The sequence below is a fragment of the Nostoc sp. 'Peltigera membranacea cyanobiont' 210A genome (assembly GCF_002246015.1).
In the GTDB taxonomy this organism is placed as follows: Bacteria; Cyanobacteriota; Cyanobacteriia; order Cyanobacteriales; family Nostocaceae; genus Nostoc.
On sequence record NZ_NOLJ01000013.1, the window covers coordinates 125,589 to 144,791 of the forward strand.

14 protein-coding genes are annotated in these 19,203 nt (G+C 40.1%); 7 read left to right on the forward strand and 7 right to left on the reverse strand.

Going from position 1 to position 19,203, the window contains the following annotated elements; translation table 11 throughout:
• Positions 1 to 148: 148 nt before the first annotated feature.
• From CDG76_RS31835 to CDG76_RS31850, 4 genes are all read right to left on the reverse strand, one after another.
• Positions 149 to 454, reverse strand: a complete 306-nt coding sequence (locus tag CDG76_RS31835; protein WP_094352832.1) for a hypothetical protein — start codon at positions 452 to 454, stop codon at positions 149 to 151.
• A 287-nt stretch (positions 455 to 741) separates the two neighbouring features.
• Positions 742 to 2,961, reverse strand: coding sequence for a CHASE2 domain-containing protein (locus CDG76_RS31840; protein WP_190241042.1), 2,220 nt, complete (start codon positions 2,959 to 2,961; stop codon positions 742 to 744).
• Between the two features lie 112 nt (positions 2,962 to 3,073).
• Complete coding sequence (locus tag CDG76_RS31845; protein WP_094352834.1) at positions 3,074 to 3,823, reverse strand: DUF928 domain-containing protein; 750 nt, start codon at positions 3,821 to 3,823, stop codon at positions 3,074 to 3,076.
• A 214-nt stretch (positions 3,824 to 4,037) separates the two neighbouring features.
• Positions 4,038 to 4,715: a Mo-dependent nitrogenase C-terminal domain-containing protein gene (locus CDG76_RS31850; protein WP_094352835.1), complete on the reverse strand. Its 678-nt coding sequence runs from the start codon at positions 4,713 to 4,715 to the stop codon at positions 4,038 to 4,040.
• Between the two features lie 234 nt (positions 4,716 to 4,949).
• Between CDG76_RS31850 and CDG76_RS39285 the strand changes: the two genes are divergently transcribed.
• From CDG76_RS39285 to CDG76_RS31880, 7 genes are all read left to right on the forward strand, one after another.
• Positions 4,950 to 5,078 (forward strand): hypothetical protein, encoded by a 129-nt coding sequence (locus CDG76_RS39285; RefSeq protein ID WP_262984380.1) that lies wholly within the window; start codon positions 4,950 to 4,952, stop codon positions 5,076 to 5,078.
• Positions 5,079 to 5,102: 24 nt separating this feature from the next.
• Entirely contained in the window at positions 5,103 to 6,203 is a 1,101-nt protein-coding gene (locus CDG76_RS31855; RefSeq protein WP_190241043.1) for a glutamate-cysteine ligase family protein, read from the forward strand.
• Positions 6,204 to 6,741: 538 nt separating this feature from the next.
• Positions 6,742 to 7,098 (forward strand): hypothetical protein, encoded by a 357-nt coding sequence (locus tag CDG76_RS31860; RefSeq protein WP_094352838.1) that lies wholly within the window; start codon positions 6,742 to 6,744, stop codon positions 7,096 to 7,098.
• A 298-nt stretch (positions 7,099 to 7,396) separates the two neighbouring features.
• On the forward strand, positions 7,397 to 7,936 hold the full coding sequence (locus CDG76_RS31865; RefSeq protein ID WP_094352839.1) for a Dps family protein: 540 nt from the start codon (positions 7,397 to 7,399) through the stop codon (positions 7,934 to 7,936).
• Between the two features lie 276 nt (positions 7,937 to 8,212).
• Positions 8,213 to 8,980, forward strand: a complete 768-nt coding sequence (locus tag CDG76_RS31870; protein ID WP_094352840.1) for a ChaB family protein — start codon at positions 8,213 to 8,215, stop codon at positions 8,978 to 8,980.
• Positions 8,981 to 9,426: 446 nt separating this feature from the next.
• Positions 9,427 to 9,660, forward strand: coding sequence for a hypothetical protein (locus CDG76_RS31875; protein WP_094352841.1), 234 nt, complete (start codon positions 9,427 to 9,429; stop codon positions 9,658 to 9,660).
• Positions 9,653 to 9,934 carry a hypothetical protein gene (locus CDG76_RS31880; protein ID WP_094352842.1) on the forward strand — a complete coding sequence of 94 codons (282 nt, stop codon included), beginning with the start codon at positions 9,653 to 9,655 and terminating at the stop codon, positions 9,932 to 9,934. The genes CDG76_RS31875 and CDG76_RS31880 overlap by 8 nt, the downstream gene beginning before the upstream one ends.
• A 232-nt stretch (positions 9,935 to 10,166) precedes the next feature.
• On the opposite strand, the gene CDG76_RS31885 is transcribed toward CDG76_RS31880, so the two are convergent.
• Genes CDG76_RS31885 through CDG76_RS31895 form a run of 3 tightly spaced genes read right to left on the reverse strand, consistent with a single transcriptional unit; the run spans position 10,167 to position 18,926 of the window.
• Positions 10,167 to 11,384: a glycosyltransferase family 4 protein gene (locus tag CDG76_RS31885; RefSeq protein ID WP_094352843.1), complete on the reverse strand. Its 1,218-nt coding sequence runs from the start codon at positions 11,382 to 11,384 to the stop codon at positions 10,167 to 10,169.
• A 25-nt stretch (positions 11,385 to 11,409) separates the two neighbouring features.
• Complete coding sequence (locus tag CDG76_RS31890) at positions 11,410 to 12,942, reverse strand: hybrid sensor histidine kinase/response regulator (RefSeq protein ID WP_094352845.1); 1,533 nt, start codon at positions 12,940 to 12,942, stop codon at positions 11,410 to 11,412.
• On the reverse strand, positions 12,942 to 18,926 hold the full coding sequence (locus CDG76_RS31895; RefSeq protein WP_094352847.1) for a hybrid sensor histidine kinase/response regulator: 5,985 nt from the start codon (positions 18,924 to 18,926) through the stop codon (positions 12,942 to 12,944). The genes CDG76_RS31890 and CDG76_RS31895 overlap by 1 nt, the downstream gene beginning before the upstream one ends.
• Positions 18,927 to 19,203 lie beyond the last annotated feature (277 nt).

The window sequence follows — 19,203 nt, forward strand, 5'->3', positions numbered from 1 at the left end:
CCCCACACTCCCCACACTCCCCACACTCCTCTTCCCCTGAAGCCTACACTATGCGTGAGAAATTCGGGCCATGAGCGACTGGGGGGATTAGGGGGGATCAAGAAATATTTGATACTTCTCAAACATCCTTTTAGCTAAGGCTTGTCTACTAGCTAACAAAATCTTTATGAGCAGCGACAAGCATCTGAGCTTGCCTTAAAACGTTTCCGAATAAATAAAAAGGAATCTGCCAAGCTGCAACGGTAACTTCTTTGACTATATCTTGTACGCTAATTGCAATTAATTCATGCTCTGGCGGCTCTCCCTCAACAGTACCAGACCAAGTAAAAGCTAATAAGAAATCATCATCTCCAGGCAAGGATGCAATCAAACATTCTTCTGGTGTTGGTTCGCAAATAATTCCATAATCATTTGCAAGTTCTACTAATCTTTGAAATTTGTTTCCGTTTGTCATTTGTTCTTGGGACGTAATTGAATCTCAGTTTTAGAAGAAATCATATTTTTAACTCCAGAACTCAAGTGAGTTGCTACATAGCAGAAATTACGAATTATTAATTATTCGTTGAAAATTATGAGTTATTGGAGTTGGATCTGGCTTAAGTCCAAAATCTTACCGCGATCGCTTGGTTCTATCAGCAACAATTGTTACTGTTTTAGAAAAAGCTAAACTACCTACTTTTTCGGTTTACCCTATTTACATACACCTCCATTTGTTACCATTTCAAGATTGATGCCTTAATCTCACCCCATCTGACGCAGTGCATTGAGAACTGCGTTAGCTTTTGGGGGAACTGCTGTAAACCGAAGCAGAAAAAGATGCTCATCAACATGAGACTGTTCGATCACCTTGGCATAGATATCTTCTTCTGTAGCCATTACTGCTTCAATCAATAACTTGAGTTTGAGATTACTCAAGAGTTCTAAAGAATGTGGTGATTGCAGCTGCGCTCCTTTTTCTGAGAGGCTAATCAATTCCCCCATAAATACTGTTCCTACTGTATGTTTCCCCTGCAAAATGGAGTATTCTACAGGCACTTTTTGAGTGAGAACGATCATTTCTTCATCATATTTAGGCAAGAATAAATTATATTTACCGCCAATGCCACGAATTTCACAAATTGTCACAGGGTGTTTTATCCCCTTGGGTTCTATTTGTAATTGCCCAGCAATTTGTAGGTCAATATTGGCATCCTTACAAGTATTTTCGGAAATTAAAATCTGTCCTCCCACTGTATAAGATTCAATTCGAGCAGCCAAATTAACATGACTGCCAATGACTGTATATTGAGCGCGCTTTTGAGAACCAACATTTCCCGCCACAGCCTCGCCTGTATTAATACCGATTCCCATTTCGAGAATTGGGAAATTCATTTGCTGATTTTGTTTATTCACTTGCTGCATTGCCAATTGCATGGCAATAGCACAAGCGATCGCTCGTTCAGAATCATCTTTGCGACTAATTGGCGCACCAAAAATCACAAAAATACCATCACCCATAAACTCATTAATCGTGCCTTTATACTGGTTAATCACATCTGTCATTGTTCCCAAATAAAGATTCAAAATCTTTACTACTTCTTCTGGGGGCAATTGTTCGGAAATAGCCGAGAATCCTCTTAAATCAGACACGAGAACCGTAACTTTTCGGCGTTCTCCTCCTAGCTTTAATCCAGAAGGAGTTTCGAGGATATTGGCGACGATTTCATCAGTTAGATAGCGACCGAGGGTTTTTCGCATATCGGTAGCACTTTGAGCAATATACTGAGTAAGTGCGATCGCAGAACCAATAAAAGCCAGCATTGAAGGTATAACGGGAATCCACCAACCAGCCAAAAACGCCAGAAAACTGCCACCAATTAAACCGCCACCTACCAACAAAACGCTAACAGCCATGAGGTTTTTCTGGTTGCTACTGTGGCGTTGCAGCCAACACAAGCTAGCACCAATAATTGACCAAATCAAAATTGATAGCCATTCTAACGGCTCAGGTAAACACTTAATAGGTGGACGACCTTCCATTGCCGCACTTAAAATTTGACTAATCAAATTAGCATGAATTGTTACACCCGCCATTCGTTCCGGGTCAGTCAAGACATTACTGCTATAAGGGGTATAGAATAAATCCTTCAAACTCTCAGCAGTAGCACCAATTAATACCACCTTGTCTCGCATTAAATCTCGTGGGATGCGGTTTTCTTGCACTTCGGTAAGAGAGACTTTAGTAAACTGCTGTATCCGTCCTCGGTAATTCAACAGCACTTGATAACTCCCCGCATCGGCTCGGATGTAACCTCCATCATTAGCTTCAAAAATTGGGAAAACACCCCGATTTAACTGCAAGTAATTAGAGTTAGTTGCCGATGGCTTGGCAGTAATACCTTCAGGTTTCAAGTACAACAATGCCAGTTTTAGCCCAAAGCTTTCCAGAATCTCGTCATTATTTAAATTTACGTACAATAATGCTCGCCGAATTTTGCCATCTCCATCTATGGGTAAATCATTCGACCCAATTTGATTAAGTTTCTTCAGTTCTGGAGATGAATCAACCGCCGAACTATCAATCGTATCAGAGACTTTTTGGACTCCAATCAAATTAGGAGTAGACTTAAAAACCTTAAGTAAATCTTGATAACCGGGATTCACGGGTAAATCACGATAAATATCTAAACCAATCGCTCTAGGTTTTTGCTGTTTGATTTTCTCTAACAAACTAGCAAGTTTTCTATCAGGCATAGGCCATTGTCCCTGCTTGCGGATATCTGCCTCATTAATCTCAACTATGACAATGCGGGTATCAGCCGGCTCTTGTGGACGGAGGAGAAAAAATTGATCTAGTGCTGCCAATTCCAACAATTGCAGTAATCCAGTCAAGCGTATTGCAATCACCAGGGCTGTAATATTGGGAACAGCAAGTAAAACACCCCGCCATTGCCAGATGTGCGGTTTCAGCTTTGCCCACATAATATTTAGTGCTGAGTGCTGTTAGCGGTAGCGGGGCGTTTAGCCCGTGCTGAGTGCTGAGTTAGGAGTTAGGAATTTTCCCAATGCCCAATAGCCTTTTTTAATTTTGTGGTTAATTCTTAGATGTGCAACAATCAATCAATGGTTCGGAAGCGATCGCATTCAAACCTACAGACTTGAAAAATTGTCTCCAATCCAGCCTTGCTTTGAAATTATTTGGCTCAGTCTGGCGTAGCTGCACCAAACTAGTCAGCGCTTCATGCCAAATCCCAGCTTCTGCATAGATGGTGGGCAACTTGTACAAATTTGCCTTTGCTAACGCTTGCGACAAGGTTGCTTCTGGCTGAGTGCGTTCTACCCAACCATCTACAGTCGGATTTTCACTAGAGTCTTGAGTATTACAAACAATTGTTAGATACCAGTGATAAGTTTTACCTACAGCAAGTGCAGGGGCACTGTCAGGAAGTTTAAAGCTAATAATTCCCGGTTTATTTGGAAGTGTAAAAGAGGTTTCATAAAATATATTTTGGTCTTCAGTCAAGAGCAGAAACTTGGCTGTTTTGAGTTGAGATGGAGGTATATACCAGAAAAATGTTGGATGTTGAGTAAATGTCAGCCCTAATTTATCTGGAGGTATTAAGGGAATTATCAGTTTTTTGCCTGTTAGGCAAGAGCTACCACGGGTAGAACCACCAGCACTTGCAGGAGGTTTTCCCCGCTGTGGTGGCTTAAATGTTTGACTTATTTGCCAAGTTTTTTTGGGATGGTACGACTGAGCTTGTACCTGTGCTGTTAAACCAGAAAGCAAATACAAAGGTAAGGAAAAGGGTACAAAATATAGAGATGGTTTAATCCCTTTCATATTGATGATGCCTGAGTTCTAGATTAGTCAGGTGAATAAATCAAGTATTCCCAAAAGTAGAGTCAGATTTTTCACTCAACTACAGAACTATTTATTGGGCATTGATGAAGAGGCAAGGGGCAGAGGAGAAAGAGTAATTTTTTGTTCTCCCTTGTCCCCTACTCCCTAATCTTGTACAGACGCGATGAATCGCGTCTCTATCCCCACTTCCTACTCAAATATATGGTGAAACATCTTCACCGCATTTATCTGCTAAATAGGAGAGGGCGCGGAAACGTAAGCCTACCAGTTGCTCATATAACGGGTTAATTTTACACATCGGTGGTATATGCACAATCTTGCGTCCAAATAGGGTGACATCACGCTCAAAGGGGCACTGGGCGGGAATCATTTTACACAAAAAGCGGGCTACTCTTGGGTCTTGGATATCTAGCCCATCGAGCCAGTCTTGCAGGGGGTGTAGGGCATTAATTTGACGCTTTGTCAGCCCAGTGCTGGCAATAGTGGGGGTAATTTGCTGTGGGTGTTCCAGAGTGTGGCGGAGGGCTTCGAGTAACTTCTCTGGCTGTTCCAAGGCTTGACAGAAGTGTTGCAAAACCTCATCTTCGCTGGGAGAATAAGTACCATCTGCGATCGCTACCATTATCGCTGTTCTTAAGAAATTTTCTGCGGCTGGTGTACCTTTACCCAACGCTGCGGCTAATTCCTCTGGAGTAATTACCTCTAGTGAATCGAATTTAATCTTAGGAGCTAATTCATTTTCGGTGATGCTGGCAATTAATTTCTGTTCTTGGTCATCAAAATTATCATCAGCCCAAGCAATAGTAAGCAGTCCACGCAACCAAGCGGCAATCTGTTCGTTGCTGTAGGGGGATTGAACGGTACTTGTCATAAACATCACGTCTCAAGCTTTCCTCAGTCACTACTACGCTACCCTAACCAGTGACTATGAAGATAGTAGAAGCAACACAGAAAAATAAATCAGAGAAGTTTTCAAATCGCAACAGTCGGTCTTAAGGTAAAATCCATTTGTACCGTTATTGAGAATTTTTCTACTTAAAGTGAATTCGATTCGAGTATCTCAAATATTTATAAGGTTCAAGACTGTAATTTGCGCTACAGAGTGATGGAGTTTTCTAAGTATGCGAACCTGCCAGCTAAATATCGCCGACGCTTTTCTCTAATGAATCGTTTACTGATGTTAATTGCTTCTCTATGGAATTGCGATCGCTTGGCATTAGTTAAATTAGGTTAACTCTAAAAAATTAAGGTATATATAATGTTTTTCTTTGGCATTGAACATGAAGTCGCTTTCTTGAACAATGAGGGAAAGTTTGCTGATTTTTCACACACAAAATTTGCTGATTTGAATCAAATTATTGCAAGGCTACCTACATACCCCAGTGACTATCCTCAGCTCCGCGTCGGCGATGCGGGTATTAAGATGAAGAGATGGTACATTGAGGGATTTGAAAGATTTGCGGATTCTGATGAAGTGATAGATTGTCATGTTAAAGGTATTGAAATTAGAACAACTATCCATTCTAATATTCAAGGCGCTATTACTGAATTATCAGAAAGTTTTGACTTGCTACGTAAGGTTGCCGCTGACTTTGGCTTATCACCAGTTTTGGTTAGTTTCAATCCTTACAATCCAGCTTTTGAGCCTCAACCCCCATTAAACAATTATGAAATCAAACAGTTAGAAGCTTATCCTGACGAACAAACTGCTAATATTCACATGGTATCTTATGGGCCAGATTTAAATATTTCAGTGGCAGATTTGTCAACTGAAGATGTGATTGATATTGGCAGAAAGTTAACTTATTACAGTCCCTATATCGTTCCTTTTAGTTATAGCTCTCCCTTTTATAATGGAGGTTTATGGGATGGACTATCGGTACGAACATTTATCAGAACTGGAAAAAGACCAGCTACTCTGGTTTTTGTTCCAAAAGAAGAACAACTGATTAATAGCATACCTGCCTTAACAAAAATCGCCCGCATTCCGGCGGAAGTGGGACGCATCGAATTTAAGGCTTGTGATAGCTGTGATGATTTTTTTATCTACGCAGCTTTGCTGACATTATTGAAAGGTTTGGTATTAGATAAAACCTTGGCAAGTAGAGCAACTGTACCCGATGCAGCCTTACACCAACTTTCCGCAAAAGAAGCATTTGACAACGAAGATATTTTTGAGAATGCCACAAAAGTCTTGCAAGCAGCCGAAGTTGCTTTGGGAGATGATCCAGATGTTCATTATTTGACACCATTAAAATTGCTACTGGCAAAGCGAAAAACAAGATCCCATGAATTAATAGAAATGTTCCATCAGGTAAGTTCAATAGAAGAGGTAATAAGGCAGACTTATCAAGTTTAAAGAAAAGATTTATTTTTCTCCTTTTATGAAAGGGGATTAAGGAGAATCTTTATATAAATTGATACTTTACAAATTTACTCTCAGGTGCATAGTGATTAAAATCCTTTGAATTGGATAAAGTCGAGCTAACTGAACATAAATAGTAGAGCCATTACCCTGCCAAAACTAGATTAAGTCGATATACCTAGAGGCTGATTTTATTGCAACTAAAGATGCAGTAAACTTCATTCTAGAGATTGATGCAGACCCTAGCTTTTTCAAAGTAAAAGTGTAAACAGGGAACCTGAAACGAAGAATTTCAATTATAAAATCTAATGATTTTGCTAAAGAATTAAGGTGGTATTTGCTTATTATCCCTTACTAATCCAATGCAGAAAGGCAAAAGAAATTTCTTCGTCAGGTTCGTTTTTCAAAGAACTTCTAAATTGAAGCGGAGCTTGCCAGTTTGATTATTGCTTAAAATTGTTAAGTAAAGGTATATGCTTCGCTGTTTTAGTGTAAAATTCTGCGTTGTTAAAGCTGTTATCAAGGATTTCAAATGAAGACAATTGCTTCTGTTTTATTTATTTTCCGTCCAGTACGTTTTCTAGTAGTGGCTTTTACTTGCGCCCTAGTATTATTCTCTAATGCTTTTCCTGCTTTTGCAATTGATAGTTACCAAAGTAACCCCACCGAAGGTACTACACAACTGCTTGACATTCAGCGCAAAACTGACGAAGCCGCTAAAGAACCGCCACAAGGATTGAAACAGGTTCAAGAAGAGTCTAATAAAGGACTCAATGAGGTTCAAGGAGCAGCTGATATTGACAAGCAAAAGCGTCCTGAAAATTCTCAGGGTGCAACCTCAGTGGAAGAAAAAGCAAAGAATTTGTTAGAGAAAATTACAGGTAAGTAACAGAGTTAATACCTTAGTAATTCTTCATTAATAATGGGTGATTGCGTAAAAGCAATCACCCATTATTATTTATTATAGTAATATCCCTATTTTTTTAGCTGATAAAAAGTAAGGATAGATATATGGCTAATTGATATTGATAAACTATCTATCGACCCAATAGTACTACCTATTAAGGCATAGGTATAACTATGTAATGTAAGAATTAATCTAAACTCATAATGTTTCCTTTGGTTGATGTGGATGATGTGGAAAATTTGGCAAATTAATAGATAAGTTTGCTTAGGGATGGAAAATAATGCGTGCGATAAACATTGGTTTGACCGAAGAACAGCGTCAAGGTGTAATTAATCTGTTGAATCAAGATTTGGCAGATGCCTATTTACTGTTGGTGAAAACCAAAAAGTACCACTGGGATGTCGTTGGCCCTCAGTTCCGCTCTTTGCACCAGCTTTGGGAAGAACACTACCAAAAGCTGACTCTAAATATTGATGCTTTGGCAGAGCGGACTCGTGCCTTGGGCGGTTATCCAGTTGGTACATTGGAGGGATTTCTCAAGCTTGCTACCCTCAAGGAACATGCTGGTAATGTGCCCACAGCAACAGGGATGGTAGCTAATCTAGTGGACGATCACGAGCAGGTTATTCGTAATTTGAGAGACCATGTAGATCAGTCTGGTGAAAAGTTCCACGATCAGGGAACTGCTGACTTTTTAACTGGACTACTCGAACAGCATGAAGAGATAGCTTGGATGCTCCGTTCATTTATTGAAGGGGAAGCACTAGACTCAGATGGTAGACAGCCAGCAGAAGGGGCTAAGACTCCCGTAGGTGTATAGCTCATAATGTCTTAGTTGAGGATGGCTGACTGTGCAACTAGTTGAGTGAGGAATGAATCCTCCCTCAACTGATGTGTGTGAAAGAATCAATCTGCCTGTATCTACCCATTCACCATATTCATTGCAAAAACGGCGTTGCTGAAATTAGATGTATGAATCTTGGTGTAGAGACGTTGAATTGCAACGTCTCTACACAGGTTTTGAAATCACGCAAAATCATTTACATACCTGAATTCAGCAACGCCGCCAAGACAACATAATACCAGGAGTATTTAAGTGCCAGAAGTATATAAAGCAGAACGTACTATATCTGCTGTATTCAAAGATCAGAAGCAGATTGATGATCTGATTCGACGTTTATTAGATAGGGGTGTGCCTAGAGATCATATTTCGGTCATGGGCAGAAATTTCCAGTCGGAAACTAGAATCACTGGCTTTATTAGTAAAAAAGATGTGATTGTGGGAGGTTTGAGAACAGGAGCAGTTTTTGGTTCTTTGTTTGGTTCCTTTCTCAGCTTGCTTACGGGTGTAGGCCTATTGTTTATTCCCTTTGTCGGCTCAATTGTGGCAGCAGGGCCTATTAGTGCAGTGTTGTTGGGAGCGGCTAGTGGAGCGATCGCAGGTAGTGCAGGTGCAGGTCTAGTATCGGTTCTAACCACTTTGGGGATGCCAGAAGATAAAGCGGCTATCTACCAAACTCGCTTACAAGCTGGCGAATTTTTCGTGATGGTAGAAGTTCCGAGCGATCGCACTGGCGAGTTTCAATTACTGCTCGAAAGTGCTGGTGGCGAAGAAATTCACACGATTGAAAAAACTCTGCCTCGTTCTTGTTCTGGACAGTGCAACAGTCCAGCAGACTTGTCTCCTGAAGTTCGCGCTCATCTTTCTGATGAAGCTCAGAGTACATTTATTGAGCGCTATAATGCTGTACTCAATGAAAAAAGTGACGAGTTCACAGCCGAACAAGCTGCTTGGGAGACTATTCACCAACAATATGATGAAGATAATAATGGTGTCTGGTCTAAAGCTAAGGTTAAAGCGTGAAGAAGGCAGTGTTTCGACTACGCTCAACAACTAAGGAGTGTTTCGACTACGCTCAACAACCAGGCAGAAGGCATTTCTTACAGGAAGAATACTGTTAAAGGTTTTTTCTTTCCCTTTTCCCCAAAACCCGACAAGTATTGAGATATGAGGGATTTATAACAAATAAATTATCTAATATTGTGGGGTAGGCTTTGCGGCTTACCCCACAAAAGTAAGTATATTGGCAATAATATTGAAATATTTGTACATATTTATACGTATTATGGCAGGCGATCGCACTTAGATATAAATTGCCTACTCTGGGACTAGTTTGCATAACTTTGGGTACATTACCGCAAATGCGCTGATACTTTTATTTCCCCTCTTCATAAATTCCGCAAAAACACCGTTACGCTATTTCTGCTTGTGATCAAAACTTAGAGCATCCAGTTTATTAGGGCGGATTTATGACCAACCCTGTAAAGACGGTTATCCAAGTCAATCTGGAGATGGCTCTAGAAGTAGCTCAAGAATTGGAGCAAGCTCCATACACTCAACTCGGTGCTTATTGTTTGGAAATTTTACGGGAAATCGGATGTGCTGGTACTGAACTCCCTGTTAACTTACAAACTCGCGATCAGCAGCTAAACTTCATTACAGGCTTTGCATCTTATGCTTTTGGGGAGGTACAAAGTGTATAAAACATTAATTGATGATATATTTTCTGATTCAGAAGATACAGAAGAAACTACTTTTCCTGCTACAGACGAAGATTTATTAATCTTAACAGAAAAATTTTTAGGGTTTGAAATTCCCTCAAAGGTTTTCTTACAAGCTATAGCCATTGCTGATTACGACGGTGCAGCTGCTTTTCGCTACGTTGATAATTATTTGATTACTCTCAAGAATAAGAATAAGCGTAAGCAGAAGAAATTACTTGTGTTAGGTTGTTCGACTAGATTTGACAATAATTGATGTGCTGATTCATGAAATAACTAAAAACCAATACGATTTAGATAAGATCATTTGTACGACCGATGTAGAGACGTTGTATTGCAACGTCTCTACACATATTTATCCCACAGAGACAAGAAAGAATAATTAGTAATTATCTAGAGTTAATGATGAGAGATTTTTGAAGACAAGCATTTTTAATGTGTGCTAATTACGAACTACGAATTACGAATTACGAATTACGAATTACGAATTACTCTCTCCCAAGACAAACTTGTTCATAGCTTTTACCAGCAATATCCCAAGTGAATTCTTTTTCTACCAGTTGTCTGCCATTGTGAGACAATTCTGAACGCAGATGTGGACGATCGAATAGTTGACTAATAGCGGTGACGTACTCTGCTGGTTTATTGGCTCGTAATGCCCGTAATGGATGACTAGCAGCATCTACAGCTAATCCCTCTAAGCCGCGATCGCTGGCTACTACAGGTATACCAGCTGCCATTGCCTCTAAAGTTTTATTTTTAATACCAAATCCAGTCCGCATCGGTACAACGCAGATGGTGGCTTGATGTAAATATTCTGCCATCGAAGGTACACGCCCTAGCACATTAATTCCTGGTTTTTTATCAAGTGCTAAAACTTCTGCCACTGGATGAGAACCGACAATATCGAAAGTTGTATCGGGATACAATTTTTGGATTTCCGGCAAAACTTCATTACTGAAAAAGCAGACAGAATCAATATTTGCTAAATTATCCATTGCACCAATAAAAATTAAGCGATGTCCTCCTGGATCGGTGGTACGGTTAGGGAAAGAAACTAAATCTACGCCATTGGGAATAACTGTAATTTCACTATTGGGGTTAAATTGTTGTAGTTGAATTTTATCTTCTTCTGTTGTCGCCACAATTGCCGAAAATTTAGCGCAGTAGTTTTGCTCATAACGGCGCAAAAGTGGCAGATTAATTTTGTCTCTGAGTGAATTTTCGGAAATGCCTGTTGCTAATTGGTTCTGACAGCTAGCATAAACAGAACTATGAACATTAACGATGGTTTTTAGCTGTTTCTGAAAATGTGGCTGCACATAAATCTCATTGACGCTATGTTCACAAGTAATTACATCACATTTTCCCGCTTCCACCCAGTTATTAACCCATGTTTGCATCTCAACTGAGTAGCGGTTAAGTACACTTGGCGGTGTTCCCTGCTGCAAAAATCTCCCAAATCGCTGTATTTTCTTGAATATTCCGGTGGTTCGAGAATCTGGCGGGCGTTCAAAAATAGCTAGACGATCTACACAATCGCGTAATCCTGCTACTTCTGCGTCTGTAACATCGCTCTCGCGTTGAGTCGCAAGGGTGACAGTATGGCGTTGACTTAAGTACTTAAGTAAATTAAATGTTCTAACTTGGGTTCCTCCGCGCGTTGGTGGGTAAGGAAAGGTGGAAGATAGCATTAAAATGTTCATATAAGCGTTTTCAAAAGTTTTTGGTTTAGGCAAAATAGGACGGTGCAGCCACAGTCAATTCTAAAGGGTGCAATCGCATCGGAATTTTAATCATAAACTCTGTTCCGTGACCAGGTGCTGAAAGACACGTTATCTGACCAGCATGTTTGGAGACAACAATTTCCTGGCTAATCGACAAGCCTAAACCTGTGCCTCTACCTACGGGTTTTGTCGTAAAGAAGGGGTCAAATAGGCGATCGCGTATTTCCTCTCTTATACCGGGGCCAGTATCCCTAATCCTAATAGTCACAAATTCATTGTCAATTACTTCAGTACAAATCCAAATTGTACTGCGGCAAAAGTAAATTTCCTGGGGCGATCGCTCTTTATCGTACTCCTCCAAAGCATCAATTGCATTCGCCAGTAGATTCATAAACACTTGGTTGAGTTGTCCTGCATAACACTCCACAAGCGGTAGATCGCCATACTCTTTAACGAGTTGAATACCTAGTTGGTTAGAACTGGCTTTAAACCGATTGTGCAAAATCAGCAGCGTGCTATCTAGCCCAGCGTGAATATCCACCGGCTTCATTTGGGCTTCATCCACGTGTGAAAAAATCCGTAACGACTGAATGATTTCGCGGATGCGGTCAGCTCCAACCTTCATCGAACTCAGCAATTTAGGTAGGTCTTCACTCAAAAATTCTAAATCTATCGCCTCAGTCAGCTTCTGAATTTCAGGTAGCGGTGAAGGAGTGTGCTTGGCATAGAGGTTCAAGAGGTCAAGCAAGCCTTGGGTATATTGATAGGCGTGAGTCAGATTTCCATAGATAAAGTTGACAGGATTGTTAATTTCATGGGCTACACCCGCCACCAATTGTCCCAGACTGGACATTTTCTCACTATGAACCAGTTGGCTTTGAGTTTCTTGAAGTTGGCGAAAGGCAAGTTCTAGCTGATTGGCTTGTTCTCGATAGCGTGCTTCTGATTCTTGCAATGCTTGTTCTGTACAAATACGCTCTTGGATTTCCTGTTGCAGCAGTTGATTAGATTGAAAAAGTGCAGCTGTCCTTTCTTCCACCCGTTCTTCTAACTCAGATGTGAGTTTTAAAAGGGCGTTCTCTGCCTTAGTTCGTTCTTGAATCTCCTGCTCTAGATGCACATTTTGTTCTTGCAGTCTCTTAGTAAGATTTCGTATGTTTAAATGGGTTTTGACACGGGCTAAAACCTCTTCATGCTGAAGCGGCTTAGTGATATAATCCACCGCTCCAAGATTCAACCCTCTGACCTTATCCACAGTCTCAGAAAGAGCCGTCATAAAGATTACGGGGATGTCTTTAGTTGATTCTTGAGCTTTCAAATGTTCACAAGTTTCAAACCCGTCCATTCCAGGCATGAGTACATCTAACAAAATTAGATCGGGGAGAGCATATTCGACCTGTTCAATTGCATCTTCGCCATCCTGCGCCACCAACACTTGGAAGCCAGAATCAGCCAAGAAATCAAATAACACTCCTAAATTTGTTGGATTATCATCAACGATTAAGATAATGCCATTTTCAATGTTGGAAATACTCATTAATTTACTCCTACATTTTTTAGAATTTCACGAATTTTTTTAACTTGAAAACCTTTAGCTAATTGACGCAACTCTAAAGAAAAAGGTGCATATTTAACATCCATTTCTTCCAAGTGAGTAACTTGCTCTACAATACCTTTGAGATCGCCTTTCATTGCTAAATTCAACAGAGTCGCAATTTCGTCTGCCGAGGGAGCTACCAATGATTGCTGAGAATTTTCTTCTTTGTTACCTTTAGATACTTGAGTTTCCCCATCATCATAAATCCATTCCAGTTCTAAGTGATGCCGTAACTTTTCTAAAAGCTCTGTTATGCGGATGGGCTTAGGTAGAAAATCATTGCAACCCGCCTCTCTACTTTTGTTGAGATCGAAATCAAAAACGCTGGCAGAAGTGCCAATTATTATTACATTCTTTAGTTCAGGCGATCGCCGAATGCGACGGGTAGTTTCAAAACCATTCATTTGAGGCATCATCAAGTCCATTAAGATGCAATTTGGATTTAATTCAAATGCCTTATTGAGACAATCTTGACCATCTACTGCTTCTATCATTTCAAACCCTAAAGGTGACAGCATCTTCACCAAAATTGCACGATTTTCTATTCTGTCATCTGCCACGATAACTTTCCGCTTATCGCCTTTAAAGCTTTGGATATTTCGTTCCTCTTTTTTGATAACATCAGCGTATTTATAAACTTCAGGCAAATCTAAATCAAAGAAGAAAACACTCCCTTTTCCTAAGTTACTCTTTACCTGGATTTCGCCGCCCATCATCTGAACTAATTGGCGGGTAATTGCCAGTCCCAATCCCGTTCCTTCTGCTTTGCGATTGTGATCTCCTACCTGCTGGAACGGCAAAAATATCTCTTCCAATTGTTCTGGTGCCATACCAATTCCTGTATCTTCCACCTGAAACCGAATTTTACCTTCCTGATAGCCGACTTTGAAAGCCACGCCTCCAGTTTCAGTAAACTTAACGGCATTACCAAGTAAGTTAATCAAAGCTTGCCGCAACCGTTTTTCATCAGCCTTGACACCTATAGGAAGTTGAGTAATCTGTTCAAAAATTAAGCAAATACCTTTTTGTTCGGCGCGGATACGGCAGATTTCGGCAATGCCTTCGAGAAATTCTGGAAAATGAAAATCCGTTAGGTGGAGTTCCATTTTTCTCGCTTCAATTTTAGAGAGGTCTAAAATGTCATTGATCAGGTTCAAGAGGTGATCGCCACACTGATGAATAATATTTACACCATCTTTTTGTGAGTTAGTTAAACTTTTTTCACGCTTGAGGATTTGGGCGTAACCCAAAATGCCATTAAGTGGTGTTCTCAGTTCATGGCTCATGTTGGCAAGAAAATCGCTTTTAGCACGGTTAGCTGATTGGGCGATTTCTTCTGCTTTTTGCAGATGCACATTTTTTTCTTGTAACTCTAAAGTTCGCTCTTGTACTTTGGCTTCTAAGTTAGTGTTGGCTAATTTCAAGTCTTTATAAAGACGAGCATTTTCAATGGAAATCGCCGCTTGAGAAGATAACAGTTGTAATACTTCTAAGCGATCTGATGTAAATGCGCCAATGGTGAGATTATTTTCTAAATAAAGAATGCCACTAAGTTTTCCTTGATGGATAAGCGGTGTACATAAAACCGATTTGGGTTGATGGGTGGCGATGTATGTATCTGTGGTAAATGTTCCTTCACGAGTTGCATTGCTGAGAACAACATTTTCTTTAGTTCGGGCTACATAGTTAATCAGTGAAATTGGTAGCTGCTGACTGGTTGATACTGAAATTCCTTGTAGCACAGTTACATCGTTTTTGTCTACTGCTCCTGATGCTTCTATTAGCAAGTTTCCTGATTTTTCTAAAATTAAGTAGCCTGTTTGAGCGCCAGCATTTTCTAGCACAATTGTCATTAATTTAGTTAACAACTTGCTCAAAACTATTTCTCCAGAAAGAGCTTGAGATGCTTTCATAACTGTGGCTAAATCCAGCGAGTCTGATGCATTGTCACCCGTAGAGCTAATTATCCGAGTCGCGTTTGTACTGACGGTTTCTCGCTTTGATATCCGAAATAGTTGAGGATATCTTTTTTCCAAGTCTTTGACTTTTGCCTTCGCTCCCCAGCAACCATATCCATAGTAGGCATCGTTGAGATAGGTATTAGCAACTTTCTCTCTGCCACAAGCAAAATAGAACTCTGCTGCTAGTTCCGAGGCTAGGGCTTCTTCCTGAATATATCCATGTTCTCTGGCTCCAGTTATTGCTCGATCGTAAAACGCGATCGCTTTGGCATCTTGTTGCAATACTCGCGCCTTTTCTGCTTCCACTAGATCGTATTTATGCTGATAGTTGGCAGGAGAATGCAACGCCCATTGCTTCATTTTTTTCTGCTGCGCTATCACTTGCCTGAAATATTGTTGGCGTAGCTTGCCGCCGTAGGCATCGCTTTTTGATGCACTCGGATACAAAGCTAGGAGAGTCAAAGAGGAGTAGAACTTATGTTCGGCTTTGTACATCAACCCTCGTCCACCTTGTTCATATTTTTCTGCCAGCAAGGCATCCTCAGCAGCGCGATCGTAATTTTTAAATAAATAACCCAGAATCAGTTTAGAAACATAGATCGGATAAATAGCCATATAATTATTGCTATTTATCAAAATTGGCAACATTTTATTTTCATCAAAACTTTCGCCAATTAATCGATATGGTTCCGCAGTTTGTTTAATTAAATTCAAACCTGTTTGCCGAACTATCTGAGCATAAATAATTTGAAATTCTTGTTTGGTTCTTTGCATCAAAGCAATATAATGTGCCTGTTTCTGAAGAGCTATTTCTAGATTTTCACCGATAAAAAACAAATGCGTACAATAAAAACAAGCCGAATAAGAGGCATATTCTAAATCTCCTGTTTCCAGCCCTCTTTGGACACCCTCAATTAACGGTTCTATAGTATTAATAGCTGGTTCTTTCCAATGCCTGATAAAATAATTAAATGTTTCATATATTTTCGCCGTCATCTCCTTAGCATTGAATTGATTTAACAGCTTTAAGCCTAGCTGACCGAATTGATAACCAGAATCCATGTCTTCAAAAGCGCCACATAGGAACATTCCATAAAGTACATACGTATAAGCTGACAGTGGAGAGTTCCCATATTTGAGACAGAGATTGGTCATTTTAAAAACGACCTGGGGATAAAGTTCGGGAGCTGCAATATAAACCGGAGGAATCAGATTTATCAAAACTCGCAGTGCGGCTAATTTATAAACATCAGTCATTTCTGGTAATTCTGTTAAATCCTCAATTCGTTTCCCTCCTAAATTCAATCTAGTCAATCGCATTGGAGGTTTTTCTGATAAAGGCAACCCTAGCATTTTCAGCACTTGCAATCCGGTATTTAACGCAGCTTGCATTTCGTTTTTAGCAATATAAAACTGCATTTTTGTCTCGTATACCTGGACTCGATCGAGCAGGGTTTTTGCCTGTGACAAAACTACATCAGAAAGCATTTCTGCTCGCTCAAAATTAGTATTGAGGAATTCTACCGCTGCTGTTTCTACATAGAGGTTGAGTGTCATGTCATACTGACACTGCCAACTATCTGCTGCAAGAAGTTCCAAACCTACATTTAAATATTTAACAGATGATTCATACGCTGTTGCTGCTTTTGCTTTCTGTCCAGCTATAAGATTGAGTTGAGCTAGTCTATCTTTTTGAGGCTGTTGGGTGATGAATTCAGCACCAACATTCAGTTGGTTGACAATCTCAAAAATGTTTTCTTCAATGTCCGTTTCTGAGGTATGTATTAGTAACAATTCACCGATTTTTAGATGAGTCTGTTTTTTCTGGTCATCTGGAATGAGAGAATAAGATGCTTGCTGCACTCGGTCGTGTAAGAACTTATATGTAATGGGTGATGGGTGATGAGTAATGGGCGATCGCCTGTTCTCAGTCTCCATTTGTTCTGAGTCGAAAACAAGCGGTGTTTTGTAGGAATTGTTGAGAGGTAGAACCAAACCTGATTGCAGAGCTTCCCACAAATCGGCTGCTGTTTCTGACTGAGATGTTTTATTAATAATCGCCAAGATATCTAAAGCAAATTTGTCTCCAATACAGGCGGCAAACTTTAACACATTCTGTGTTTTTTCAGATAGTTTTTGAATTTGGCTGACCATCAATTCAACGACGTTATCAGTTATATTAACTCCTTGAATAAACTCAATATTCCATTGCCAAAAACCGCGCTCAAAGTTAAAGGATAATAAGTTATCTTGATAAAGAGATTTGAGTAACTGAGTTAAGAAAAATGGGTTGCCTTGGGTTTTTGTAAAAACTAACTCAGCTAGCGGCTTTACCTTTAAAATCTCACTACGAAGAGTATCGGCTACTAACTGGTTGACGTGAGCGATATCCAAAAGCTGGAGGATAATGTTATTTACGATCGCACCAGTCTTTTGAATCTCCTCCAAGGTCTGAATCAAGGGATGAGTGGCACTTACTTCGTTATCTCGATATGCACCAATTAGCAATAGATACTGGCTATCTGGGTCGGTCATAATTAACTGGATAAGCTTCAGGGAAGCTGAATCTGCCCACTGTAAATCATCCAGAAACAAAACTAGCGGATGTTCGGGTTGACTAAATACATGAATGAATTGTTGAAACACCCGATTAAATCGGTTTTGTGATTCTGACGATCCTAATTGAGGAACTGCTAGCTGCGGGCCAATAATCCGTTCTAATTCGGGAATAACGTCTATAATCACTTGAGCATTGGAGCCAAGGGCATCTATTAGTTTTGATTTCCAAACGGCTATTTGCTCATCGGTTTCTGTTAGCAATTGCCGCATCAAATCTTGGAATGCTTGAATTAGAGAAGCAAAAGGAATATTCCGCTTGAACTGGTCAAATTTACCAGAGATAAAATAACCCCGCTGGCGCACAATCGGTTTGTGAACTTCGGAAACTAAGCACGATTTACCGATGCCTGAGTAACCAGAAACTAGCATCATTTCCGTAGTACCAGAACTGACGCGCTCGAATGCTTCTAACAAAGTAGCAACTTCTGTTTCCCGTCCGTAGAGTTTTTGCGGGATGGAAAATTGGCTGTATGAATCTAGTTGACCGACAATAAAGTGGGAAATCTCGCCATCCGTCTCTAACTGAGTCAGACAGGTTTCTAAATCGGCTTTTAGTCCGAGAGAGCTTTGATATCTATCTTCAGCAGTTTTAGCTAACAATTTCATTACAATGTCAGAAACCGCTGAAGGAATTTTGGGATTGAACTCTTGAGGCGTTATTGGTGTTTTTGCGATATGGCAATGAACAAATTCCAGAGGGTCAGCCGCATTAAAAGGCAGCGAACCTGTCAGCATTTCATAAAAGGTAACGCCTAAAGAATAGAAGTCGGTACGGTAATCAATTGACCGATTCATTCGTCCGGTTTGCTCCGGTGACATATAGGCGAGAGTGCCTTCTAATAAATTGGGATTGCTAATGCTTTGATTTTCTTTTTCTAACCGCGATGCAATACTGAAGTCGATAATTTTAACTTGCCCGGTTTTTGGGTTAATAACGATATTGTCAGGTTTAATATCTTTATGAATAATCTTGGCTTGATGCAGTTGAGTGAGAGTGGATGCTAGCTGAATGGCTATTGTGAGAAATTCGGTTAATGATAATTGGCGATCGCTAATATACTTTTTCAGAGATTCTGCACCAAAGTCTGCCAAAATTAGGGCTAGACCGTTATGATGATTTTCTAACGCTAGGGACTTGACAATTCCTTCTATATCTACTAGGTTCTGTGAAATTTTATATTCATGTCTGAGTCGGGTTAGTTCTTCGAGGCTGGGATACTCGGCTTTAAGGGCTTTAACGATCGCAAGGGTTTGATCTAACTGCTTAGAAGCGCGATAAATAACGGTATTCACACCTTCATGCAGAGCTTCAATAAAGTTGTAACCGGGAAGGATAGGTATCATTTTTCTAGGGCTGGAGTAGTACGATGAACTGGGTATGAGGCTAATGAACGTTATCCACAACTGTCAAATCAAAGGACAATCAGGTGTTGTATTTAGCATTCCCAGCCAGCCCAAAATTTCTCTAAGGCTAAATAAAGCTCAACATTTGGAAATATAAGCTTGTGTTAAAGGTTATTGGTCTTTCAAGACGCGATAAATCGGTCAACTTAAGCTGAAAGCCTTTTCAAATTAAATCTCGTTTCCAGCCTCTGGGCTGGAAATGCACTTCAATTGCGGC